The organism is Brenneria corticis, from assembly GCF_003115855.1.
GTDB lineage: Bacteria > Pseudomonadota > Gammaproteobacteria > Enterobacterales > Enterobacteriaceae > Brenneria > Brenneria corticis.
Map to the genome: position 1 here is coordinate 144,672 of NZ_KZ819074.1, position 21,205 is coordinate 165,876.

Below are 21,205 nucleotides of genomic sequence, written 5' to 3' on the forward strand. Positions count from 1 at the left end.
ATTCCTTATAATCCCGCTTTTAAACTTGCTTCAATAAATTTGTCCAGATCGCCATCCAGCACCGCCTGGGTGTTGCGTGTCTCCACCCCGGTGCGTAAATCCTTGATGCGCGAATCATCCAGCACATAGGAGCGAATCTGGCTGCCCCAGCCGATATCCGACTTGTTGTCTTCCATCACCTGCTTCTCAGCGTTTTTCTTTTGCATCTCAAACTCGTACAGCTTGGCTTTCAGCTGTTTCATCGCCTGATCTTTGTTTTTGTGCTGGGAGCGGTCATTCTGACACTGGGTGACGATATTGGTCGGAAGATGGGTAATACGCACCGCGGATTCGGTCCGGTTTACGTGCTGACCGCCGGCGCCCGAGGCGCGATAAACGTCAATACGCAGGTCGGCCGGGTTGATTTCGATATCGATATCGTCATCCACTTCGGGATAGACGAAAGCGGAACTGAACGAGGTATGACGGCGGCCGCCGGAGTCGAACGGACTTTTACGCACCAGGCGATGGACGCCGGTTTCGGTGCGCAGCCAGCCAAAGGCGTAGTCGCCCATAATCTTGATGGTGGCGGATTTGGTGCCGGCCACTTCGCCGTCGGACTCTTCGATAATTTCGGTTTTGAACCCTTTGGCTTCCGCCCAGCGCAGGTACATACGCACCAGCATGCTGGCCCAGTCCTGGGCTTCGGTGCCGCCGGAGCCGGCCTGAATATCCAGATAGCAGTCCGCGCTGTCGTACTCGCCGGAGAACATGCGGCGAAATTCGAGCTGGCCCAGTTTGTTTTCCAGCGCGTCCAGTTCGGCCGCGGTTTCATTGAAGGTGTCTTCGTCGTCTTCTTCCACCGCCAGCTCCAGCAGGCCGGCGACGTCTTCCAGCCCCTGCGTCATCTGATCGATGGTGTCGACGATGGCTTCCAGCGAGGAGCGCTCTTTACCCAGCGCCTGCGCGCGTTCCGGCTCGTTCCAGACGTCCGGCTGCTCCAGTTCGGCGTTTACTTCTTCGAGGCGTTCTTTCTTGGCATCGTAGTCAAAGATACCCCCTAAGGACGGCCGTACGCTCCGACAGGTCCTGAATGCGGTTTTTTACCGGATTAATTTCAAACATGATTTTTATTTCTTACGTTAAGTCGTTGACAACGGAATGGTGTAAACGCGCCATTCTAGCGGATTAAACGCGCGTTTTATACTCTTTCGTCAGCCAGGTTACAGCGGCCACAGGTGCTGGATCAGCAGTTGCACCGAACGCTTGCCGCGAAACTCGTTGACGTCCAGCTTATAGGCCAGCTCCGCTTCGCGCACGCTGCTGTCCGGCCACAGCTTGGTATCGACGTTAAAGGCGATGCCGTCCAGCAGCGGGCCGCCGCTTAGCGGTTCCACCATCACTTTCAGGTGACGCTCGCCCACCAGCCGCTGTTGCAGAATGCGAAACCGGCCGTCGAAGGTCGGCTCGGGAAAAGCCTGTCCCCACGGCCCGGCGTCGCGCAGCATCTCCGCCGTGGACAGACAGAGCTCCGGCAGGGTCAGTTCGCCGTCCGACCAGAGCACGCCTTCCAGCTGCGAGGCATCCAGCCATTCGCCCACCAGTTCGCCAAAGCGCTGGCGGAAAGGCTCAAACTGCGTCTCTTGCAGCGTGAGTCCCGCCGCCATCGCATGGCCGCCGAACTTGTCCATCATCCCCGGATAGCGCGTATCCAGCCGCTCCAGCGCATCGCGCAGGTGCAGCCCGGCGATGGAGCGTCCCGACCCTTTCAGCAAGCCGTCCCCCGCCGGGGCAAAGGCGATCACCGGCCGATGAAAGCGATCCTTGATGCGCGACGCCAGAATGCCCACCACCCCCTGATGCCATTCCGGATGGTACATCGCCAGCCCGTAGGGCAGCGCGTCGCGGCTTTGCTCCAGCGTTTCGCACAGGCGCAGCGCTTCCACCTGCATCCCCTGTTCGATTTCGCGGCGCGTCTGATTCAGGGCGTCCAGATCGCTGGCCAGCATGCGCGCCTGCACGATATCGTCACTGAGCAACAGCGCCACCCCGACCGACATATCGTCCAGCCGTCCGGCGGCGTTGAGCCGCGGCCCCAGCGCGAAGCCCAGATCGCCGGCGACCAGCTGACCCGCTTCGCGGTTCGCCACTTCCAGCAGCGCCCGGATGCCGGGCCGGCACCTGCCGGCGCGAATGCGGCTCAGCCCCTGCGCCACCAGAATGCGGTTGTTGGCGTCCAGCGGCACCACGTCCGCCACCGTGCCCAGCGCCACCAGGTCCAGCAGTTCGGCCAGCTTCGGCTCCGCCAGCCCTTGTTCGGTAAACCAGCCGCTCTCCCGCAGGCGCACGCACAGCGCCATCATCAGATAAAACGCCACGCCGACGCCCGCCAGCGCTTTCGACGGAAAGGCGCAGTCGCGCAGGTTGGGGTTAATCATGGCATCGGCGGCGGGCAGGGTTTCTCCCGGCAGATGGTGGTCGGTCACCAGCACCGCGATGCCGCGCCGGTGCGCCTCCTCCACCCCGGCATGGGAGGAAATGCCGTTATCCACCGTGACGATAACCTCGGCGCCCAGCTTAGCGGCCTGCGCGACCACTTCCGGGCTTAATCCGTAGCCATCCTCAAAGCGGTTCGGCACCAGATACTTCACGTTAACGCCGCCCATGCCGCGCAGCGCCAGCACCGTCAGCGCGGTGCTGGTGGCGCCGTCAGCATCGAAATCGCCGACGATCACCATGCAGCGCCGGTCCGCCAGCGCCCGCTGCAGAAAATCGACCGCCTTTTCAATGCCGCTCAATAGACGGTAGTCCAGCAGGCCGCGCAGGCTGCGTTCCAGCTCCTGCGCGCCTCTGACGCCGCGCTGCGCGTACAGGCGGCGCAACAGCGGCGGCAAGGTCGCCGGTAAATCACTCTCCTCCGCCAGCGGACGCCGGCGAAGCTGGGTTATCAGTTCCACAGTGTAATCAACCACCCGTCTTCAGCGACGCGCTGTGCGCGTCCAGCATCGCTAGCATCTCTTTCGGCCCCTGATAGCCGGCCACCACCGTGCCGTCCTCCAGTACGATGGCCGGGGTTCCCTGCACGCCGAACTGCACGCCAAGCTGATAGTGAGCGGCGATATGGGTTTTGCAGGTGGCGGGGGAAATCGCTTCGCCTTTCAGCGCGTCATCAAACGCCTTGTTGCGGTTCGCCACGCACCAGATGGACTGCATATCCTTTTCGGCCTGCGAGTTCAGCCCCTGGCGCGGAAAGGCCAGATAACGCACGGTAATACCCAGCGCGTTGTAATCCTTCATCTGCTCGTGCAGCTTGTGGCAATAACCGCAGGTGATATCGGTAAATACCGTGATCGCATATTTTTCCTGTGGGGCCTTGTAGACGATCATCTGCTCCCGCAGCGCGTCCATTTTTCCCTTCAGCAGCTGATTGGTCACGTTGAGCGGCGCTTTGCCGCCGACGTCGTACAGCGGGCCCTGAATAAGATGCTTGCCGTCGTCGCTGATATAAAACGCGCCGCTGTCCGTCAGCACGGTTTTCATGCCGGAAAGCGGCGACGGCTGAATCTCGGCATCCTGCATCCCCAGGCGGGTCAGAGTCTGTTTTATCGCCGCATCGTCGGCGTGGGCAAAACCAGCAGCCGTTGCCGCCAATAGAGAAAGCAGTAGTAACCCTTTTTTCATTTCATCAATCCTGTTTCGGTTTATCGCCTAATACGCCGCTGACCGACACGCCGGTGACAGCCATCACGCCCGCGGATGGTGCATCTGATGGAGTTGTTTCAGACGTTCCGTCGCCACGTGGGTATAAATCTGCGTCGTGGAGAGATCGCTGTGTCCCAGCAACATCTGCACCACCCGTAAGTCAGCGCCGTGGTTCAATAAATGGGTGGCGAACGCATGACGCAGCACATGCGGTGAAAGTTTTTCGCTATCGATCGACGCCAGAATCGCATAGTGCTTGATGCGATGCCAGAACGTCTGACGCGTCATCTGCTGCGCGCGGTTGCTGGGAAACATCACATCCAGCGCGCGCCCGTTAAGTAACCACGGACGCCCATATTCCAGATATTGCTCGATCCAGTACACCGCTTCTTCGCCCAGCGGCACCAGCCGCTCTTTATCGCCTTTCCCGACCACCCGCACCACCCCCTGACGCAGGCTGACATCGCTAATCGTCAACCCCACCAGTTCGGAAACGCGCAGCCCGGTGGCATACAATACCTCAAGCATGGCTTTATCGCGCAATTCCAACGGCTGATCGACGCTGGGCGCGCGCAGCAGCGCTTCAACCTGAGCCTCGCTCAAATCTTTCGGCAAACGCTGCGGCAGCTTGGGGGATGACAACACCGCGCTGGGATCGTCGCCGCGGATTTTTTCCCGGTAAAGGTACTGGAACAGCCGGCGCATGGCGCTCAACAAACGCGCCGAACTGCTTGCCTTATAGCCGCCTTCAAGGCGCTCGGCCAGGAAAGATTGCAGATCGACGGCCTGCGCCTTGAGCAGGTCGCTATCGTGATGCGCCAGCCACTCCGCCAGCGAGCGTAAATCCAGGCGGTAAGAGGCCAGCGTATTTTCCGCCAGATTACGCTCCAGCCACAGCGCATCGAGAAATTGCTCAATAAATGCCTGATCCTGCTCGTGCATCGCGCCGCCCCCTTTCACTGATGAACCGCTATTATGCCTGAGCAATCCGCTAAGGCGCTAATCGCCGGCGTTCGCCGCGAATAATCGCAGCGATTGCCGAATCTCACTTATTCCGTTATATCTGACATCGTCATAACATTCTCTGGTAAAAACATCATACGATAAGATTATATTTTACGTATTGCGGATATGCCGGAATAGGCTCCACACGCCGGTTCTCGTCCCGTCATCTCCCCACGGAATCTCCGTTGAAAAGCGCTTTTTTCTATGCATAGAATGGTCGTTCGTGTTGTTAAAAAAGATGAATGAATTACCATGCAAGCCACCATCACTCCCGCTATCGATGCCGACGCTCCGCCGGTCAATTCCAGAAGTAAAGTGATCATTGCCTCGCTGGTGGGAACCGCGATTGAATTTTTTGATTTCTATATTTACGCCACCGCCGCCGTGCTGGTGTTTCCACATATTTTCTTCCCGCAGGGCGACCCGGCGGCGGCCACGCTACAGTCGCTGGCGACCTTTGCCATAGCCTTTATCGCCCGGCCGATCGGCTCGGCGGTATTCGGTCATTTCGGCGACCGCGCCGGCCGCAAGGTCACGCTGGTGGCGTCATTGCTGACCATGGGTATTTCAACGGTGCTGATCGGCCTGTTGCCAAGCTATGAAACCATCGGCATTCTTGCTCCCATCCTGCTGGCGCTGGCGCGTTTCGGCCAGGGTCTGGGGCTGGGCGGCGAATGGGGCGGCGCGGCGCTGCTGGCGACCGAGAACGCCCCGGCCCATAAACGCGCGCTGTACGGTTCATTCCCGCAGCTCGGCGCGCCGATCGGCTTCTTCTTCGCCAACGGCACCTTCCTGCTGCTCTCCTGGCTGCTGACCAATGAACAATTTATGCAATGGGGCTGGCGCGTACCCTTTATTTTCTCCGCCGTGCTGGTGCTGATCGGCCTGTACGTGCGCGTCTCCCTGCATGAAACGCCGGTATTCGCCAAAGTCGCCAAAGCGGGCAAACAGGTGCGGGTTCCCATCGGAACGCTGTTCAGCAAACATATGAAAGCCACTATTATCGGCACCTTCATCATGCTGGCGACCTACACGCTGTTCTATATCATGACCGTCTACTCCATGACCTACGGCACCACGCCGGCGCCGAACGGGCTGGGCTTTTCGCGCAATACCTTCCTGTGGATGCTGATGATCGCGGTGATCGCTTTCGCCGTTATCATCCCGCTGTCGGGCTATCTGGCCGATGCCTTCGGACGGCGGAAAACCATGATTGCCGTGACCTGCCTGATGCTGCTGTTCGCCATGCTGTTCCCGTCGATGCTGGGTTCCGGCAATCAGGCCATCGTGATGGCTTTCCTGATTTGCGGCATGGGCATGATGGGGCTGACGTTCGGCCCGATGGGCGCGCTGCTGCCGGAGCTGTTCCCGACGGAAGTGCGCTATACCGGGGCTTCTTTCTCTTATAACGTCTCGTCCATTCTCGGTGCGTCCGTCGCGCCCTATATCGCCACCTGGCTGACCGTCACTTACGGTCTGTTCTACGTGGGGGTTTATCTGGCGGCAATGGCGTCGCTGACGCTGATCGCATTGCTGCTGAGTAAAGAGACGCGCCATCAGTCTCTCTGAATCGGCGCTATCGTGAAAGCCGTTCGGCTTTCACGACGCCTGCCTGGCGCCGCCTTTTCTTACTGGCGGCGCTTGTCATTCCTTATGTAGGCATTCATCTGACTATATGCACGCGGGATTCATAAGGGACGATCTCTCCATCCGGCTGCAGTCTATACCGTTGATTAGATGTCCTGAGCGTGATACTGCCCGCGCCATTGTCATTTATGGAAAAAAGAAGTTGTTTCTCAATGCAGTTTTTCTCTGCCGGCATATCCTTAAAGCACAGACGGTCATATTCACTTTCCTTGTAACCCTCGCCGAAGTCCCAGAAGGTAATATTGAAGGAACCATAAGACGAGCGTTTGGGGATGGCGTATTTCTCTTTCAGCATCGCTCTATTCTTCAGCCACCAGTCGATCTTTCCCCGGTTGGTCAGCGGAAAGTTCAGTACCAGCACATGGCTAAAATCACTGTGTTGATGAATAGCCACGATTTTTACCGGCCGGGAAAGCCAGATAATGACGTACACGGCGGCTAATACAGCCAAAACGGCAATTACACGCTTTTTCGACAAAATCTTCATATACCCTTCGTCCCGGTCATTTCCACCTCGGTTTCCATCTCGGTGATAAACGGCCGCTGCGCCAGCGGGCCGTAATGTTGCAGAACAAACCAGATGCGAAAGAAACGCATCTGCCGAAATGTCCACTGCAAAATATCCTCGTCATCCAGCCCGAAATGGTCCTGCACCCGGTAGTGAATCACCGCCCGGAAGCCGTTATCATCAATATGCAGGGACTTCAGGGTGATATGAGCCGCCCAGATATCATGGACGGTGATGCCCATACCGTTAACGCTGTCAACGGGTCTGTTAAACTTCGGCAATTTGCTACCCATTATCGCTTCTTTGATTTTGTTTTCTGCCGCTGCCGGAAATAGTTTGTTTTTCCAGTCGATATTTTCACGAAGAGACTCCTTGATATTGAGCAATGTGCTGTCTTCCGACAAATCGCCGACAAGCTGTTCTCTCAGCGCCCGATCAAGCAGCGGGCTGCGGAAGGTCGCGCCATTGCCATACCGCATATGGTCGATCATCTGATAGATAAGGGGCGAGTATGGGCCGTGCATGGCGAAAGGCCATGCGAGATCGTGAAATTCGGCGAACAGGCGGTTCAGGCATTCTTCTGTGGAGAGGTATCTGATGTTTGGCCTGCGGCCCAATTCATACTGGTAAGTCCATCTGGGATCCTCAATCTCGGCCCGCGTATAGGGATTAACCCGCATGGAAACGTCCGCGAGGCTGAAGATAGTTTTGAGGGTGGATTCGCTATGGTCGCCATAGCGCATGTCCGGCGCCTGATAGTCATCCATTTTATTCTGGCTTGCAAAAACGCGATGAGGAAAATGCAACGCGACAGGTCTTATCGTTAATTCAGTCATTATTTGGAAATCCTTTTACCCTGTATGATCATTGGAAAGCCATCGCCGCGCGGGCCATATCTTCCTTCCGTCTCAAACAATAATAACCCGCGCAGTTTACCCTATACGTACGGTAGCGTCATTATCGGTACAAGCAATCAGAACAGGTACAAGCCTGACTGACGCATGCTATAACGATTGCGTTCGATGAAGACGCTTGATTTTACGCAACAAGACGATCATGCTCAGCGCTATGCAAAACTGTTTGCTGCAATACCCGTCATTACATTGAATGAAAGAGAATCATAGCTTTACGGAACACACGATGAAAATTGGTCTGTTTTACGGCTCCAGCACCTGCTATACCGAAATGGCGGCAGAAAAAATCCGCGACATCCTGGGTGAGGATCTGGTGGATCTGCACAACGTCAAAGATGTCTCCCCGCAACGGATGGAAGAGTACGGCATATTGATTCTGGGCATTCCCACCTGGGATTTCGGCGAACTTCAGGAAGACTGGGAGGCCGTGTGGCAACATCTGCCCACGCTGAATCTGCAAGGTAAGATCGTGGCGCTATACGGCATGGGCGATCAGTTGGGATACGGCGAGTGGTTTCTGGACGCGCTGGGGATGCTGCACGCTCAACTACAGCCGCTGGGGGTGAAATTTATCGGCTACTGGCCGACGGAAGGCTACGAGTTCACCAGCCCGAAACCGCTCGCCGCCGATGGCAAACAGTTTGTCGGGCTGGCGCTGGATGAGGTCAATCAGTACGATCTCAGCGACGAGCGCATTGAGCAATGGTGCGAACAGATTTTGCTGGAAATGGAACCGCTGCTGTAAACGCCGTTATCGTTTCTGTAACCACCATCTTGCGCGCGCGGGCGCATCAAAAAAGCTCCAGGCCACAAAGCGGCTCTGTTTCTGCCCCTGCGCCATATCGATGGTCGCCACTTTCTCCGCGCCGACGTTTTCCAGCGCCCGATACAGCTCGGGCAGGTTTTCTTTGCGCGACACCAGCGAAGTGAACCACAGGCACTGGCGGGCGAAGCCGGCGCTCTCGTTAATCATCTGACTGATAAATGCGGTTTCTCCGCCTTCGCACCACAGCTCATCCTGCTGGCCGCCGAAGTTGAGCGGCGAGTTTTTATCCAGGCCAAGATTATGCAGCTTGCGCTGCGACCCCTGACGCGCCTCGGCGGCGGAAGCGTGGAACGGCGGATTACACAGCACGGCGTCGAAAATTTCGTTCTTGTGAATGATACCGGCAAGAATCGCTTTGCTGTTTTTCTGGCGGCGTAAGCGAATGGCCCGATTCAGGCCGGGGTTCGCCTCGAGGGTGGCGTTGGCCGCCTGCATCGCCTGCGGATTAATTTCGCTGCCGGTAAAACGCCAGCCATATTCACGAAAGCCGATCAGCGGATAGATGCAGTTGGCGCCGCAGCCGACGTCCAGCACCGACGCCCCGCGCGGCACCACGGATTGATTATCCTCCGCCAGCAGATCGGCCAGATGATGAAGGTAATCCGCCCGGCCGGGCACCGGCGGACAGAGAAAGCCGTCCGGAATAATCCAGTGTTCAATCTGGTAGAAATGGTGCAGCAGCGCCTGATTCAGCGCCTTGACGGCCTGCGGGTCGGAGAAATCAACCGACTCGTCACCGTAAGCATTCACCTTGACGAAAGGTATCAGCGCCGGGTGGATTTGCTTCAGCGCGGTAAAATCATAGCGACCGCGGTGGCGGTTACGCGGGTGCAGCCTGTTTTTCTGCGCGGCATGGTTATCTTTGGGCGTTGTCATCGGCTTCTCTCTTGTTGAATGGCGCGTAAGATACCCGCTGCGCTAAGCCGCGTAAATCATTGCCGTCAATTTCTATGCTGCAGCAGCAATTGGCGCAGATGGCGCCACTCGTCGTTCCCCATGCTGTCCGACGCCAGCCACAGACGCTGCCGTTCTTTACCATCCATCGATTTCAGCGACAGCAGAATGCCGTTCTTCAGTACCCACGGACGTTTGGTAATCTGCCAGTCCTGTTGCTGCCAGCGCAGGTGCGTTGCTCCGCGCAGGGAAATCTCCCCCTGGCGAACTTTGATGTTGCGCTGGCTGCGGATAAAACCGAACACCACCAGCGTCACCAGCCCCAGCCACAGTGCGGTATAGCTATCCGGCCAGGGAGCCAGCAGTATCAGTAAAACCAGTAATCCGTGCACAACCAGCGATAACAACTGCATGCGCCAGGAAACGCGCAGGTCACATTGCCACTGGGCCACGGGCTTTATTTCGCGTCTGGATTAGGGAGATCATACGTTTCAGATCCTGATCTTGCGGTTCACCGTGGTTCATCAGCCAGTTAAACAGATCCGGATCGTCGCACTGCAGCAGGCGGACGAACGTCCGCTTATCGCCATCGCTTAGCGCATCATACTCATGCTCAAAAAAAGGCATGATAGAAATATCCAGCTCACGCATACCGCGTCGACATGCCCAGTGAATGCGTGATTTGTTATCGATTTCCATGCTTATACCACCTTGTTTATCGATGCTGACTATCAGTGTAACTCGATTTCCGCTGTAAATGTTCAACTAATAGTAACACTTTGACATATTTTAGCGGCCGATTGACCGCCGTAGCGCAGGCTTACGAGGCCCCTCGCACAATAACCGCTTGCAAACCCCGGCCGCTCTTTTACCATTAGACCATTCGCTTATTGCCCAAGCAGCAGGATGGTTCTATGGCTCATCAACCCGCTTTCGTCTCACAACCACCGTTCGCCTCCACCCAGTTACCCGCGACGCTGATTTCGCTTGATGACTGGGCGCTGGTCACTTTGACCGGCCCCGATACCGTCAAGTACCTTCAGGGACAGGTCACCGCCGATGTGGATGCGCTGCCCGCCGACCAGCATGTACTCTGCGCGCACTGCGACGCCAAGGGAAAAATGTGGAGCGGCCTGCGCCTGTTCCAGCGTGGGGAAGGCTTCGCCTTTATCGAACGGCGCAACCTGCGCGATACCCAACTCAACGAGCTGAAAAAATACGCCGTTTTTTCCAAAACCACGATGGCGGCAGACGACGATATCATTCTGCTGGGTGCCGCCGGCGCGCAGATCCGCGAACGCCTGCAGCCGATTTTCGCCGTTCTGCCGGACGCCGAGCATCCGGTGGTTCAACATCAGGGCGCCACCCTGCTCCATTTTTCGCACCCGGCGGAGCGTTTCCTGCTGGTGCTGGACGCGGAGCAGTGCGCGACGCTGCTGCAACGCCTGGCAGGCCAGACCGAATTAAATGATAGCCGCCAATGGCTGGCCTTGGATATTGAATCCGGTCTGCCGATCGTTGACAGCGTAAACAGTGCGCAGTTCATCCCGCAAGCGGCTAATTTACAGGCATTAAACGGGATAAGCTTCAGCAAAGGATGCTACGCCGGGCAGGAAATGGTCGCCCGCGCCAAGTACCGGGGCGCCAACAAGCGGGCGCTCTACTGGCTGGCCGGGCAGGCAAGCCGGGTTCCCGAGGCCGGGGAGGATCTTGAATTACAGCTGGGGGAAAACTGGCGCCGCACCGGCACCGTACTGGCGGCCTGCCGCTTGCGGGATGAAAGCGTCTGGGTGCAGGCGGTGCTGAACAACGATCTGGAGGCCGGCAGCGCCCTGCGCGTGCGCGACGATGCCGACGGCAAACTGACGATCCAGCCGCTGCCTTATATTATTGAAGGCTGAATGCCCTTTCAGATGACTGGCCGTTTGCCCGCTTGATTTAAGCGTTCCCAGCCATGCTTTATGCCATTGCGTAACCTGTGCGCCAGACTTTGACTGGCGCATTTTTATTCATCATAATCCAGAGTAATGAAAGGGACGCCCATGCCTGTGATACTGAGATTCAGAGGTTTTACGTTTTTCTTCTACTCGAATGAGGGCAATCCTCAGGAACCAGCGCATATTCATGTACGGAACTCAGAAGCCGAGGCCAAATTCTGGCTAACGCCAGAGGTTAAACTTGCTCGAAATGACGGGTTTAATGCCCGGGTATTGAAGGAGCTATCTGAGATTATTGATACTAATAAAGCGTCATTTCTGGAGGCCTGGAGTGACTATTTCAGCTAAGAAGATTCATTTCGATGAATTTAATATGTGGGTAGAGCTTAGTGATGCCCGAACCCTTGGCGTACCGTTAGCCTGGTTTCCCCGGTTGTTGCATGCAACGGAAGCGGAGCGGAATAGCTATGAGTTGAGTCCTCGTGGAATCCACTGGGACAAGCTTGACGAAGACATTTCCGTTGAAGGTTTGCTGGATGGCCGTGGCGATGTGACCCACCTCCCTCATAGCGCAGCTTAATCTTTTGTCGGGTTATGATGGCTGCGAGCTGCTGGCAAGGAATCACGGCTTGGATAAAGCCAGTGCGATAGAATAAGACGTTGTTCGTCAGCCGTTACCGAACTTACACGTACAGATAAATCGCCAGAAAGTGGCAGACGCTGCCGCCCAGCACAAAACCGTGCCAGATAGCGTGGTTGTAGGGAATGCGGTTGCAGGCGTAAAAGATCACCCCCAGCGTATAAATCGCGCCGCCGACGGCCAGCAGCGTGATACCGGTAAGGGATAATGTCATCGCCAGTTGATAGATCACCACCAACGATAACCAGCCCATCACCAGATAGGTGATCAGCGAGAGCACTTCAAAACGGTGGGCAAACGCCAGCTTAAAGATCACCCCCAGCAGCGCCATACTCCAGATCACCACCATCAGCCCCTGAGCCAGCGGCGAGTTAAGCCCCACCAGCAGGAAAGGCGTATAGGTGCCGGCAATCAGCACGTAAATCGCACAGTGATCGAACTTCTTCAGCCAGTGCTTGGCGCGCGGCGAAGGAATGGCATGGTACAGCGTGGAAGCTAGAAACAAGAGAATAATACTGCCGCCGTACAGGCTGTAGCTGGTGATGGCCACGCCGTCCGCGCCATTATTCACCGCTTGCACCAACAGCAGCACCAGACCGACAATACCGAAAACCAGGCCGATTCCGTGGCTGACGCTATTGGCGATCTCCTCCGCCACCGAGTATCCCGATTCCCACAAATTCTTTGACATATTGCCCTTACTTATCAATAACACCGGCCGCTAAGGCCCGATAACACAGAGGTTAACGCACCGGAGGCATAACCTTTGAGCAGCTTAGCCGAGAATAGTTTCAGTGTACACGTTTGACATCCTCCCCGCCCTAAAGGACAGGGATCCCTACCGTGTTCAGACCGAAGCCCGACTCACCTCGGCGGGTTCCTGCTTCACCGGACGGCCTGACTGCACCGTTCCTCCACTGGCCAACACGGCGTGTCCCGCCGCTAAAATATTTCGGGCGCCGTTGATATCCGCATTGGCGCGATAGCCACAGGCCAGACATTCAAACTGGCTTTGCGTACGGCGATTTCCTTTCGCCACATGCCCGCAGCACCCGCACTTCTGGCTGGTATAGGCGGGCGCTATCGCCAGTACCCGACCACCCCGCCAGCACTGCTTGTATTCCAGTTGGCGGCGCATTTCGTACCAGCCCTGATCCAGTATCGAACGGTTTAGCCCTGACTTTGCCCGGACGTTGCGCCCCGGCTGGCTGGCCGTTCCCGCTGCCGACTTTGACATGTTTTTCACCTGCAAGTCCTCAATGACGATCATCGCGTGGTTATTGCTGATAGCCGTGGTGACCTTGTGCAGGTAGTCGTGGCGGATATTGGCGATATGGCTGTACAGGCGCTGGACTTTGCGTTTCTGCTTCTTCCAGTTGTGACTGAACTTCACTTTGCGGCTTAACTGCCGCTGGAGCCGCGCCAGCTTGCGCTGACTGGCCTTGAAACTGTTCACCGGCTGGTAGATCGTGCCGTCGGACAGCGTGGCGAGCTTTGCTACACCGGCGTCCAGCCCCACCATCGACGTGGACTGGTGTACCGGTTCCGCCATCTCATATTCCGTCTGGATGCTGATGTACCACTTGCCGCATGACTGGCTGACGGTGACGTTTTTCACCTCGCCGATGACCGGGCGGCTATTGCGATAGCGTATCCAGCCCAGCTTAGGTAAAGAGATACGGCTGTTTTCCTGATCGAGATTCACCCCTTGCGGGTAACGGAAAGCGTCATGCCGGCCGCGCTTTTTGAACCGTGGCGGTTCCGCCCGCTTCTGGAAGAAGTTTTTATAGGCCCGCTCCAGGTCTTTCAGGGATTGCTGTAGCGGCTGCGAAGGCGTTTCTTTCAGCCACTGTGTTTCCGGCTCGGTTTTCCATCGAACCAGCCATGAAGTCATGTTGGCGTAGCCGATATATTTGCTCCCGCCTTCATAATTTTCGTTTTGCAACGCCAGCGCTTTGTTGAATACGAAACGACACGCCCCGGCGAAGCGCCGCATATCACGCTCTTGCTCACCATTTGGTCTTAACTGGAATTTGAAAGCTTGTCGTCGTTTCATAGCGACGATTATACTTTGGCCTGTGAAAAATGAAATCGATGTTGAAATGGGCGGCGAAGGAGATCACATTCACCTGCTGCTCAACTACCCGCTCAAACTGTCGGTGTCCCGCATGGTTAATAGCTTCAAGGGAGTATCGAGCAGATTACTACGTCGCGATCGTCCTGATATAGCCCGTCGGTATTACTACAAGGGTGTGTTGTGGAGTCCGAGTTATTTCGCAGTAGCTGCGGCGGTGCGCCGATTTCGGTCATCAGGCACTATATTGAGCAGCAAGAAACACCACGTTAGGCAGTTCCCACGCCTTATATCCCCGGCCTGAAGATCGAGGCTTTACGGCGTAACCGGGTAAGCCAAAATAATTACCCGACATTACATTTCGCTTTTAACCGCAATGATGCGTATAAATCTCCGGTTACTTCCCCTACAATGACCAACTTTTAAAGCTCACCTATTGTGAAGCGATATCCTGCTTTGATAACTATCGGGTTTTGACATTTTGCGCGCCTGTAATCACTTACCCGATTTTAACTGAAAGAGGTTGTTCCCATGTCGTTTGCTCCCGCCGTTCTCGATTTCGGTTCACTGACCGAGGTGGTCGCTTTTCTGATGGAAATTGACAAGCTGAAAAGCGTGCAGCGCCGTTCAAAAATTATTGGCAGCCCGCGCCATGAGGACTCCGCCGAGCACAGCTGGCATTTTGCCGTCGCCGCCATGAGCCTGGCGCCTTACGCCGGGAAAGAGGTCGATATCAACCGCGTTATTCAAATGGCGCTGATTCACGATATCGTCGAAATCGATGCCGGCGACGTCATGGTTTACGACTTGCCCGCCCGCGTCGCGGTACAGGCTCAGGAAGCGCTGGCCGCCGCGCGGATTTTCGGCCTGCTGCCGGAACCGCAGCGCCAACGGTTCCACCAGCTGTGGCTGGAATACGAAGCGGGTGAAACCGCCGACGCCCAATTTGCCCTGATGCTCGATCGCGTGCTGCCGGTACTGATGAACCTGCATAATCAGGGGCAAAGCTGGGTGGAGAACGGCATCCGGCTGGATCAGGTTCTGGGCCGCGCCGAGTTTATCGCCGGGATTAACCCGGAGCTGTGGCGGCACCTGAAACAGCATCTGCAAGACGCGCAGGACAAGGGCTGGCTGCTGTAACCTATTCACCGATTTTGCCGTTTCCGGCATAATTTCAGCCGCCAGCCAAGGTTCAAAGGCAAGCGGCGTTTGAGCCGCCCTATTCCGCCGGCTTCAGCGCCGTCCTCTCCACATACGGCTTCATAATGCCGTCCGCCTCCTGTTGGGCGCGGGCCGCGGCGTCATCCACCTTGGCGTCGGGATCGTTAAGCAAGGCCGCCAGCTGATTTTCCATCGCCTTACGCACGGCGACGGTCTCGTAGGTGGCGTACCACGGATGGGCGTACTGCAGCTGCGACAGCGCCGTTTTCGCCCGCGGATCCTGCGCCAGATAGTTTTTCATCTCCGGCAGATCGTAAGCGGCCATGCGAGGGGCGAAATAGCCGGTGAAGCGGCTCCAGCTTCCGTTCACTTCCGGGCTGACCAGATAGCTCAGAAACTGCCAGGCGGCTTTTTTCTGTTCCTCGGAAATGCCTTTAAAACTCACCAGGCTGGCGCCGCCGATGGTCACGCCGCGGCGCACTTTCTCCGGCATCATCGCCACGCCCAGCGGAAAATCTTTGGTGTTCTCGCGCATAAAGCCCAACGCCCCGGTGCTAAGCATCGCCATGCCCAGCTTGCCGGAGAAGAACGCGGCGCTGATCTGCTTGGAATTAAGTACGCCGGCGGGCATCACCTTGTGGCGATAAACCAGATCGCGCCAGAACTGCAACGCCCCTTTGGTGGAGGCGGTGTTGTAATAGACTTCACCGGGATAGTCGGCGTTGTAGTAAGCGCCGCCGTTGGCGCGCGTCAGAGAAGAGAGCATCCAGCCGCCGTAATCATCGTTGGTGGAGGGGATCATAATTCCCCACTGCCCTTTGGCCGGATCGGTCAGTTTTTTGGCCACCGCGACCACCTCGTCCCAGGTCTGCGGCGGCTGGTCGAATCCGGCCTGCTTCAGCAGAGTCTCGTTGTAGTACAGGATCGGCGTGGAGTTGTGGAACGGAATGGCGTAGGTCACCCCCATCACCTGCGCGTTCTGATGCAGCGCCGGCCAGAAATTTTCACTCAGAAACGGCGTGGCTTGCTCGTCGCCGTATTTAAACAACTCATCCATCGGCAGGATCTGATCCTTGATAACCAGATCGGCGGTGAAATTGGCCGACATGATCACCAGCGCGGGCGGATCCCCCGCCTTCGCGGCGGCTTCGGCCTTTACCTTGGTGGTGTCGTAGCCGCCGGTAAAAATACCGCGCACCTCCACCCGATCCTGCGACGCATTGTAGTCGCTAATGATCCGTTTCATTTCCATCGTCAGCTTGCCGTCCACCGGCGCGGGAAACATAAAGTCGATACTCTGTCTGGCCAGCGCCTGGCTGGCACTGAGCAGCGCGACGGCCAGCGCCACGACACGGTACTTACGCATGTTTTTTCTCCTGGGATAAATTACGGGCGGTGCGCCCGGAAAACCAATGACAATCCTGTAGCGAAAAGCTCAGCGTCAGCGCGGCGCCGACCGCCGGCACGCCCTGGCGATTGGCGCGCCGGTAGCGCAACGCGCCCAGCGGGGTATCCACCTGTATCAGGTATTCCGCGCCGAACAGCTCGCGCTGCGTCACCGTGGCCGGCAGTTGCACCCGCCCTGCCGCCGCGCCCTGCTCGGTAATATGTTCCGGACGAATGCCCAGCAGCACCGCCGTCAACGTGCGGGTTTCGTCCGTTTCCGGCAGCGCGATCTGTTGATCGAGCAGCTCAGCCTGCCCCGACGCGCAGGGCAACGAGATCATATTCATCGTCGGGGTGCCGATAAATCCCGCCACAAACACGTTGGCGGGATGGGCATACAGCTGTTCGGGCGTGCCTACCTGCTGCAATTCGCCCCGATCCAGCACGGCGATGCGATCGGCCATGGTCATGGCCTCAATCTGATCGTGGGTGACGTAAACGGTGGTGGTTTGCAACTGCCGATGCAGCGCCATAATCCCGTCGCGCACGTCGCTGCGCAGCCGGGCGTCCAGGTTGGACAACGGCTCATCCATCAGAAACAGGCGCGGATCGCGGACAATCGCCCGCGCCATCGCCACCCGCTGACGCTGGCCGCCGGAGAGTTTTCCCGGCTTGCGGCTCAGCAGGTCTTCAAGCTGCAACAGGCTGGCGACCCGCCGCACCCGCTCCGGATACTCCGCCTTCGGCTCGCCGCGCATACGCATGCCGAAGGTGATGTTCTGCCCCACGGTCAGGTGGGGAAACAGCGCGTAGTTCTGGAAGATGAGTGAAAAATTACGCTGCTTCGGGCTCCAGCCGGTGATATCTTCCTCGCCGAGCAGAATTTGCCCCTCGCTGACGCTCTCCAAACCCGCCAGCATACGCAACAGGGTGCTTTTGCCGCAGCCGGACGGGCCGACCAGCACCAGAAATTCCCCGGCGGCGATATCCAGCGACAACGATTGCAACGCCGGGGTCTGTTCAAACCGCTTGCTGATATTGCGTAACCGAATCACAGCCATGGCTCATCCACCGGGCAGCTGATCCGCGGATCGTAGCGATAAGGACCGGCAAACGGCGCCAGCGACTGGCAATAGCTGACCAGACCGGTAAGCGGAACGTGGCGGTGCATAACGAAAGAGGCCGGTTCAAGATTGTAGTAAGGCGCGTCGTCATGATGAAAATAGGGCACCTGGTGCACCGTGCCCGGCACGGTGGCGACAATCGCCTGCCGATATTGGGTAACGATCAGGCGATGGTTATGGCCGCAGAACACCCGCGTCAGCTGCGGGAAACGCTCGATCAACTGCAATATTTCGCGGCCGTTTTCGCAGGCGATGGGATCCATCTGCGCCGACCCCAGCGGCAGCGGCGGATGGTGCATGAAGATCGCGCTTTCCCGCTCCTGATGCGCCGTTAACTGCTGCTCCAGCCAGTCAAGCGTCGCCGGCGTCAGCCAGCCTTTCGACTGCCCGGTCAAACTGCTGTCGATAAACAACAGCCGTAGCGGGAAGTCGTCCACCGCATAGCGGATATTTTCCGCGTCGTCCCCCAGCTGCGGGCACAGCGGACGCATGGCGTCGAGAAAATGGTGTTTGTCGTCGTGATTGCCCGGGATCACGTACAGCGGATAGTCCAGCATCTGCAGCACGCGGCGCGCCACCTGATACTCCCGCGGGCAGCCGCAGTTGACGATATCGCCGCTCACCACCACCGCGTCCGGCCGTTCCGTCAGCGCGTTCAGCTGACTGACCACCTGCGCATTCTGACCGTTGACATCAATAAATTCATATAACTTGCGCCCCTCACTGCGAAAATGCAGATCGGAAATCTGTGCCAGCAACATGGCGTTTCTCCTACTTGATACCCGAAAAACCAAAACTACTCAGAAACTGTTTTTGGAACAGTACGAACGCCAGCATCAGCGGCAAACACACCAGCAGCGTGCCGGCGCAAATCAGCCCCCACTGCCCGCCGGACTCCGCGCCCATGGCAAACGACACCAGACCGATGGTCAGCACCTGTTTGTCCGGGTCGTTGAGCACCATCAGCGGCCACAGATATTCGTTCCAGTGGTAGGTGATGCTGACGGTGGCGAAAGCCAGAATCGACGGCCAGGTCATGGGGATCAGCACGTGGAACACCACCTGCCACCAGCGGCAGCCCTCCATCAGCGCCGCCTCTTCAATTTCTTTGGAAATATTGAGAAACGCCTGGCGCATCAGGAATACGCCGAACGCCGAGGCAAAATAGGGCATCATCACCCCGGTCAGGGTATTGAGCAGGCCCAGCTGTTTCAGCGTCATCATGTTCGGCACCATCATTACCACCGGCATGATCATCAGTTGGATCAGCAGCAGATAGAACAGCAGGGTTTTGCCGCGAAACTGGTGGTAGGCGAAGATGTATCCGGCGGTGGTGATGGTCGCCAACTGCACCAGAAAGGTGCCCAGCGCGAAAATCAGCGTGTTGGCGTACAGGCGGGGCCAGTCGGCGCTGCTCCACGCCTCGCGGAAGTTATCCAGCGTCAGCGGAAAACGGGGCAACAGCGAAGCCATATCCGCGCCAAAACTGCCGGTGCTGACGGACGACGACAGCATCCACAGAAAGGGGCTGATCCACAGCAGCGCGGCGCAGATCAACAGCAGCGGCAGCGTCAGGCGGCTGGTCGCCCGCAGCGGGCGGAAACGCTCAGCGCTCATAGTGCGCTCCTTTTTCCAGCACGCGCAGGTTCAGCACCGAGAACGCGAACAGCAGCAGCAGCGTGAGAAAGGTGGCGGCGGAGGCTTTACCGAGATCGTGGGTATCGTTCGCCAGATCCTGAATGTAATACAGCAGCACGTTGGTGGCGTTGTTCGGCCCGCCGCGCGTCATCACCGCCACGTGGTCGATCTGGGTAATGGCGTAAATAAAGGCGATGGTGACGACAAAGGCGGTGGTCGGCCGCAGCAGCGGCAGGGTGACATGGAAAAAAACCTGCGATTTCGACGCCCCTTCCATAATGGCGGCTTCGCGCGCCGACGTGGAAATGGCCTGCAGTCCGGCCAGAAAAAACAGCATGTAGTAACCGGCGAATTTCCAGATGCCGATAACGCTCACCGCCGCCAGCGCCGTATCGCTCATGCCCAGGTAGTTATTGTTCATCGGGCCGAAAACTTTCGCCAGATAGTAATCCAACAGCCCCAGCCCCGGCATAAAGATAAACAGCCACAGCGTCGCCGCGCTGACCAACGGCACAATCATCGGAAAGAAAAAGGCGGTGCGCAGCCAGCGGTTGATGGGGGTGTTTTCCCACAGCATCACCGCCAGCAGCAAGGCCAGCAGCACGCCGGGGATCACGGTCAGCAGGATATACAGCACATTGTTCCACAGCGCCTGCCAGAACACCGCGTCCCGCAGCAGGCGCTCCACGTTGTCCAGGCCGACGAACTGCGGCTGGCCGGCGTTCATCCGGGTGTCATAGAGGCTGTCGATGGCCGAACGCAGCAGCGGGAAATAGGTAAAGGCGAACAGGAAAATCAGCGTTGGCAACAGCACCAGGTAAGGAAAATATTTTGCACGCATAACGCATCAGTCACGAAGAGTGAAACACCAGGGGATCACCATAAAGACTTGATATGTCAGCGGGGAGACGGTTCGGTGACAGTTTGTTTGCAGGCGAGGAGACACACCGGGATAACACGGGGTTTACCTGGTTGACAAAATCTTTGACATGCATAACGCAGGTGACTAGATTGCTAAATATGTGCGTGACGCCGTTAGGGGAACGCAAAGGGTCGATAGCTAAAAAATAGCGAGCGGAGGGGTATCACATGATGCATAAATTCAAAGGAAATAGGATTTATGATGCAAAAAGCCTCGGTCTTGAACAAGTCGTTACGGCAAAGGAACTGATAGACATAACAAAAGCCGATCGCGATCGCATCTCATCGGTTAAATTTACTCCCCCGGAAATTGGCGGGAAAGGGTTCGGCACCTTTCATATAAAATTTCGCCATAATAAATATATCGTTTCTGAGGATTAGAAATGTCAGAGCTCATGGATGATAGGCGCGGTAAACAAAGCGGCAAAGAACATCAGGATGTTCTGGTAGAGAAAATAATTGAAAACCAGCGGCTTGATATTGCTGTAAAAGAAAAAGAACAGGAAGCCCGCGTAAAAGAAATAGAATCAAATGAAAGATTAGGGCTTCGCGCCATTGAGGCCCAAGAGAAGGTTCAGACCGCGCTTGGAAAAAGAGAGACCACCAACATATCCATTCGTGTTGGTGGTTTTGTTTTATGCTTTTTTGCCATTTTGATTTTTATTGGCTTTGCGATAAAAAACGATGCAAAGGATATCGTTATAGAGCTAATGAAATATATCGTGCCGCTCGTCATTGGCGGCGTCGGCGGTTTTTATCTTGGCAAATCGAAAGGCAAAGAAGAAAGCGAGAAAGACTAAAGCCCGAGACGGCGATAATCAGCCCGCCGGATAACGGGCGGGCTGATCG

General features: G+C 56.9%; 24 protein-coding genes and 1 pseudogene. 9 read left to right on the forward strand and 16 right to left on the reverse strand.

Translation table 11 applies throughout. The annotated features are described in order from the left end of the window. Positions 1 to 5: 5 nt before the first annotated feature. The 4 genes from prfB to xerD form a co-directional block, all read right to left on the reverse strand. A protein-coding gene (gene prfB, locus DDT56_RS05730; protein WP_009114390.1) for a peptide chain release factor 2 occupies positions 6 to 1,104 on the reverse strand; the annotation gives its coding sequence in 2 pieces (ribosomal slippage) (positions 6 to 1,028 and positions 1,030 to 1,104; 1,098 coding nt in all). Positions 1,105 to 1,202: 98 nt separating this feature from the next. Beyond that, positions 1,203 to 2,936: a single-stranded-DNA-specific exonuclease RecJ gene (gene recJ, locus DDT56_RS05735; RefSeq protein ID WP_136165687.1), complete on the reverse strand. Its 1,734-nt coding sequence runs from the start codon at positions 2,934 to 2,936 to the stop codon at positions 1,203 to 1,205. A 7-nt stretch (positions 2,937 to 2,943) separates the two neighbouring features. Further along, positions 2,944 to 3,660, reverse strand: a complete 717-nt coding sequence (dsbC, locus tag DDT56_RS05740; RefSeq protein ID WP_136165532.1) for a bifunctional protein-disulfide isomerase/oxidoreductase DsbC — start codon at positions 3,658 to 3,660, stop codon at positions 2,944 to 2,946. Positions 3,661 to 3,723: 63 nt separating this feature from the next. Continuing rightward, positions 3,724 to 4,623 carry a site-specific tyrosine recombinase XerD gene (gene xerD, locus DDT56_RS05745; RefSeq protein ID WP_136165533.1) on the reverse strand — a complete coding sequence of 300 codons (900 nt, stop codon included), beginning with the start codon at positions 4,621 to 4,623 and terminating at the stop codon, positions 3,724 to 3,726. Positions 4,624 to 4,938: 315 nt separating this feature from the next. Here xerD and DDT56_RS05750 point away from each other — a divergent pair, with 315 nt between their 5' ends. Beyond that, positions 4,939 to 6,255: an MFS transporter gene (locus tag DDT56_RS05750; protein WP_136165534.1), complete on the forward strand. Its 1,317-nt coding sequence runs from the start codon at positions 4,939 to 4,941 to the stop codon at positions 6,253 to 6,255. A gap of 94 nt (positions 6,256 to 6,349) precedes the next feature. Here the strand turns inward: DDT56_RS05750 and DDT56_RS05755 are convergent, their stop codons facing one another. Continuing rightward, complete coding sequence (locus DDT56_RS05755) at positions 6,350 to 6,820, reverse strand: DUF943 family protein (RefSeq protein ID WP_136165535.1); 471 nt, start codon at positions 6,818 to 6,820, stop codon at positions 6,350 to 6,352. Next, positions 6,817 to 7,677: a YPO3983 family protein gene (locus tag DDT56_RS05760; protein ID WP_136165536.1), complete on the reverse strand. Its 861-nt coding sequence runs from the start codon at positions 7,675 to 7,677 to the stop codon at positions 6,817 to 6,819. Before DDT56_RS05760 ends, DDT56_RS05755 begins: the two co-directional genes overlap by 4 nt. Before the next feature lie 304 nt (positions 7,678 to 7,981). On the opposite strand from DDT56_RS05760, the gene fldB reads away from it, so the two are divergent. Further along, positions 7,982 to 8,500 (forward strand): flavodoxin FldB, encoded by a 519-nt coding sequence (gene fldB, locus DDT56_RS05765; protein WP_136165537.1) that lies wholly within the window; start codon positions 7,982 to 7,984, stop codon positions 8,498 to 8,500. A 6-nt stretch (positions 8,501 to 8,506) separates the two neighbouring features. On the opposite strand, the gene rlmF is transcribed toward fldB, so the two are convergent. From rlmF to sdhE, 3 genes are all read right to left on the reverse strand, one after another. Further along, positions 8,507 to 9,457 carry a 23S rRNA (adenine(1618)-N(6))-methyltransferase RlmF gene (rlmF, locus tag DDT56_RS05770; RefSeq protein ID WP_136165538.1) on the reverse strand — a complete coding sequence of 317 codons (951 nt, stop codon included), beginning with the start codon at positions 9,455 to 9,457 and terminating at the stop codon, positions 8,507 to 8,509. 65 nt (positions 9,458 to 9,522) lie between these two features. Beyond that, positions 9,523 to 9,927 carry a protein YgfX gene (locus tag DDT56_RS05775; protein WP_136165539.1) on the reverse strand — a complete coding sequence of 135 codons (405 nt, stop codon included), beginning with the start codon at positions 9,925 to 9,927 and terminating at the stop codon, positions 9,523 to 9,525. Continuing rightward, positions 9,908 to 10,174 (reverse strand): FAD assembly factor SdhE, encoded by a 267-nt coding sequence (sdhE, locus tag DDT56_RS05780; protein ID WP_009114398.1) that lies wholly within the window; start codon positions 10,172 to 10,174, stop codon positions 9,908 to 9,910. Before sdhE ends, DDT56_RS05775 begins: the two co-directional genes overlap by 20 nt. A gap of 215 nt (positions 10,175 to 10,389) precedes the next feature. Here sdhE and ygfZ point away from each other — a divergent pair, with 215 nt between their 5' ends. The 3 genes from ygfZ to DDT56_RS05795 all read left to right on the forward strand — a co-directional run bounded on the left by ygfZ (position 10,390) and on the right by DDT56_RS05795 (position 11,992). Further along, complete coding sequence (gene ygfZ / locus DDT56_RS05785; RefSeq protein ID WP_136165540.1) at positions 10,390 to 11,376, forward strand: tRNA-modifying protein YgfZ; 987 nt, start codon at positions 10,390 to 10,392, stop codon at positions 11,374 to 11,376. Between the two features lie 141 nt (positions 11,377 to 11,517). Next, entirely contained in the window at positions 11,518 to 11,760 is a 243-nt protein-coding gene (locus DDT56_RS05790; protein WP_009114400.1) for a DUF4160 domain-containing protein, read from the forward strand. Continuing rightward, positions 11,744 to 11,992 (forward strand): DUF2442 domain-containing protein, encoded by a 249-nt coding sequence (locus DDT56_RS05795; RefSeq protein ID WP_136165541.1) that lies wholly within the window; start codon positions 11,744 to 11,746, stop codon positions 11,990 to 11,992. The genes DDT56_RS05790 and DDT56_RS05795 overlap by 17 nt, the downstream gene beginning before the upstream one ends. Positions 11,993 to 12,095: 103 nt before the next feature. Here the strand turns inward: DDT56_RS05795 and trhA are convergent, their stop codons facing one another. Beyond that, complete coding sequence (trhA, locus tag DDT56_RS05800) at positions 12,096 to 12,743, reverse strand: PAQR family membrane homeostasis protein TrhA (protein WP_136165542.1); 648 nt, start codon at positions 12,741 to 12,743, stop codon at positions 12,096 to 12,098. A gap of 156 nt (positions 12,744 to 12,899) precedes the next feature. Continuing rightward, positions 12,900 to 14,108, reverse strand: coding sequence for an RNA-guided endonuclease InsQ/TnpB family protein (locus DDT56_RS05805; RefSeq protein WP_136165543.1), 1,209 nt, complete (start codon positions 14,106 to 14,108; stop codon positions 12,900 to 12,902). Positions 14,109 to 14,148: 40 nt separating this feature from the next. Here DDT56_RS05805 and tnpA point away from each other — a divergent pair. Both tnpA and DDT56_RS05815 read left to right on the forward strand, forming a co-directional pair. After that, a pseudogene (gene tnpA, locus DDT56_RS05810) lies at positions 14,149 to 14,452 on the forward strand (IS200/IS605 family transposase); the annotation flags it as partial. A gap of 205 nt (positions 14,453 to 14,657) precedes the next feature. Next, complete coding sequence (locus tag DDT56_RS05815; RefSeq protein WP_136165544.1) at positions 14,658 to 15,266, forward strand: HD domain-containing protein; 609 nt, start codon at positions 14,658 to 14,660, stop codon at positions 15,264 to 15,266. Positions 15,267 to 15,345: 79 nt separating this feature from the next. Here DDT56_RS05815 and DDT56_RS05820 read toward each other — a convergent pair whose 3' ends face one another. The 5 genes from DDT56_RS05820 to DDT56_RS05840 are packed head-to-tail and all read right to left on the reverse strand — an operon-like array spanning position 15,346 to position 20,276. Then, entirely contained in the window at positions 15,346 to 16,653 is a 1,308-nt protein-coding gene (locus DDT56_RS05820) for an ABC transporter substrate-binding protein (protein ID WP_136165545.1), read from the reverse strand. Then, the gene (locus DDT56_RS05825) at positions 16,646 to 17,734 is read right to left on the reverse strand and encodes an ABC transporter ATP-binding protein (protein ID WP_136165546.1); all 1,089 of its coding nucleotides are present in this window, start codon (positions 17,732 to 17,734) and stop codon (positions 16,646 to 16,648) included. The genes DDT56_RS05820 and DDT56_RS05825 overlap by 8 nt, the downstream gene beginning before the upstream one ends. Further along, complete coding sequence (locus DDT56_RS05830) at positions 17,725 to 18,558, reverse strand: phosphodiesterase (RefSeq protein ID WP_136165547.1); 834 nt, start codon at positions 18,556 to 18,558, stop codon at positions 17,725 to 17,727. Before DDT56_RS05830 ends, DDT56_RS05825 begins: the two co-directional genes overlap by 10 nt. 10 nt (positions 18,559 to 18,568) lie before the next feature. Continuing rightward, complete coding sequence (locus tag DDT56_RS05835; RefSeq protein WP_136165548.1) at positions 18,569 to 19,414, reverse strand: carbohydrate ABC transporter permease; 846 nt, start codon at positions 19,412 to 19,414, stop codon at positions 18,569 to 18,571. After that, positions 19,404 to 20,276: a carbohydrate ABC transporter permease gene (locus DDT56_RS05840; protein ID WP_136165549.1), complete on the reverse strand. Its 873-nt coding sequence runs from the start codon at positions 20,274 to 20,276 to the stop codon at positions 19,404 to 19,406. Before DDT56_RS05840 ends, DDT56_RS05835 begins: the two co-directional genes overlap by 11 nt. Positions 20,277 to 20,524: 248 nt before the next feature. On the opposite strand from DDT56_RS05840, the gene DDT56_RS05845 reads away from it, so the two are divergent. Both DDT56_RS05845 and DDT56_RS05850 read left to right on the forward strand, forming a co-directional pair. Next, the gene (locus tag DDT56_RS05845; RefSeq protein WP_136165550.1) at positions 20,525 to 20,737 is read left to right on the forward strand and encodes a hypothetical protein; all 213 of its coding nucleotides are present in this window, start codon (positions 20,525 to 20,527) and stop codon (positions 20,735 to 20,737) included. 2 nt (positions 20,738 to 20,739) lie between these two features. Further along, entirely contained in the window at positions 20,740 to 21,156 is a 417-nt protein-coding gene (locus tag DDT56_RS05850) for a hypothetical protein (protein ID WP_246856732.1), read from the forward strand. The last annotated feature ends 49 nt before the right edge of the window (positions 21,157 to 21,205 follow it).

Coding starts and splice junctions, on each gene's coding strand:
- DDT56_RS05760 (WP_136165536.1), bottom strand. CDS start 7,677: ATGACTGAATTAACGATAAGACCTGTCGCGTTGCATTTTCCTCATCGC.
- DDT56_RS05835 (WP_136165548.1), bottom strand. CDS start 19,414: ATGAGCGCTGAGCGTTTCCGCCCGCTGCGGGCGACCAGCCGCCTGACG.
- DDT56_RS05755 (WP_136165535.1), bottom strand. CDS start 6,820: ATGAAGATTTTGTCGAAAAAGCGTGTAATTGCCGTTTTGGCTGTATTA.
- DDT56_RS05805 (WP_136165543.1), bottom strand. CDS start 14,108: ATGAAACGACGACAAGCTTTCAAATTCCAGTTAAGACCAAATGGTGAG.
- DDT56_RS05845 (WP_136165550.1), top strand. CDS start 20,525: ATGATGCATAAATTCAAAGGAAATAGGATTTATGATGCAAAAAGCCTC.
- DDT56_RS05825 (WP_136165546.1), bottom strand. CDS start 17,734: ATGGCTGTGATTCGGTTACGCAATATCAGCAAGCGGTTTGAACAGACC.
- DDT56_RS05790 (WP_009114400.1), top strand. CDS start 11,518: ATGCCTGTGATACTGAGATTCAGAGGTTTTACGTTTTTCTTCTACTCG.
- ygfZ (WP_136165540.1), top strand. CDS start 10,390: ATGGCTCATCAACCCGCTTTCGTCTCACAACCACCGTTCGCCTCCACC.
- xerD (WP_136165533.1), bottom strand. CDS start 4,623: ATGCACGAGCAGGATCAGGCATTTATTGAGCAATTTCTCGATGCGCTG.
- rlmF (WP_136165538.1), bottom strand. CDS start 9,457: ATGACAACGCCCAAAGATAACCATGCCGCGCAGAAAAACAGGCTGCAC.
- trhA (WP_136165542.1), bottom strand. CDS start 12,743: ATGTCAAAGAATTTGTGGGAATCGGGATACTCGGTGGCGGAGGAGATC.
- DDT56_RS05820 (WP_136165545.1), bottom strand. CDS start 16,653: ATGCGTAAGTACCGTGTCGTGGCGCTGGCCGTCGCGCTGCTCAGTGCC.
- DDT56_RS05830 (WP_136165547.1), bottom strand. CDS start 18,558: ATGTTGCTGGCACAGATTTCCGATCTGCATTTTCGCAGTGAGGGGCGC.
- DDT56_RS05815 (WP_136165544.1), top strand. CDS start 14,658: ATGTCGTTTGCTCCCGCCGTTCTCGATTTCGGTTCACTGACCGAGGTG.
- DDT56_RS05840 (WP_136165549.1), bottom strand. CDS start 20,276: ATGCGTGCAAAATATTTTCCTTACCTGGTGCTGTTGCCAACGCTGATT.
- sdhE (WP_009114398.1), bottom strand. CDS start 10,174: ATGGAAATCGATAACAAATCACGCATTCACTGGGCATGTCGACGCGGT.
- fldB (WP_136165537.1), top strand. CDS start 7,982: ATGAAAATTGGTCTGTTTTACGGCTCCAGCACCTGCTATACCGAAATG.
- DDT56_RS05750 (WP_136165534.1), top strand. CDS start 4,939: ATGCAAGCCACCATCACTCCCGCTATCGATGCCGACGCTCCGCCGGTC.
- DDT56_RS05850 (WP_246856732.1), top strand. CDS start 20,740: ATGTCAGAGCTCATGGATGATAGGCGCGGTAAACAAAGCGGCAAAGAA.
- dsbC (WP_136165532.1), bottom strand. CDS start 3,660: ATGAAAAAAGGGTTACTACTGCTTTCTCTATTGGCGGCAACGGCTGCT.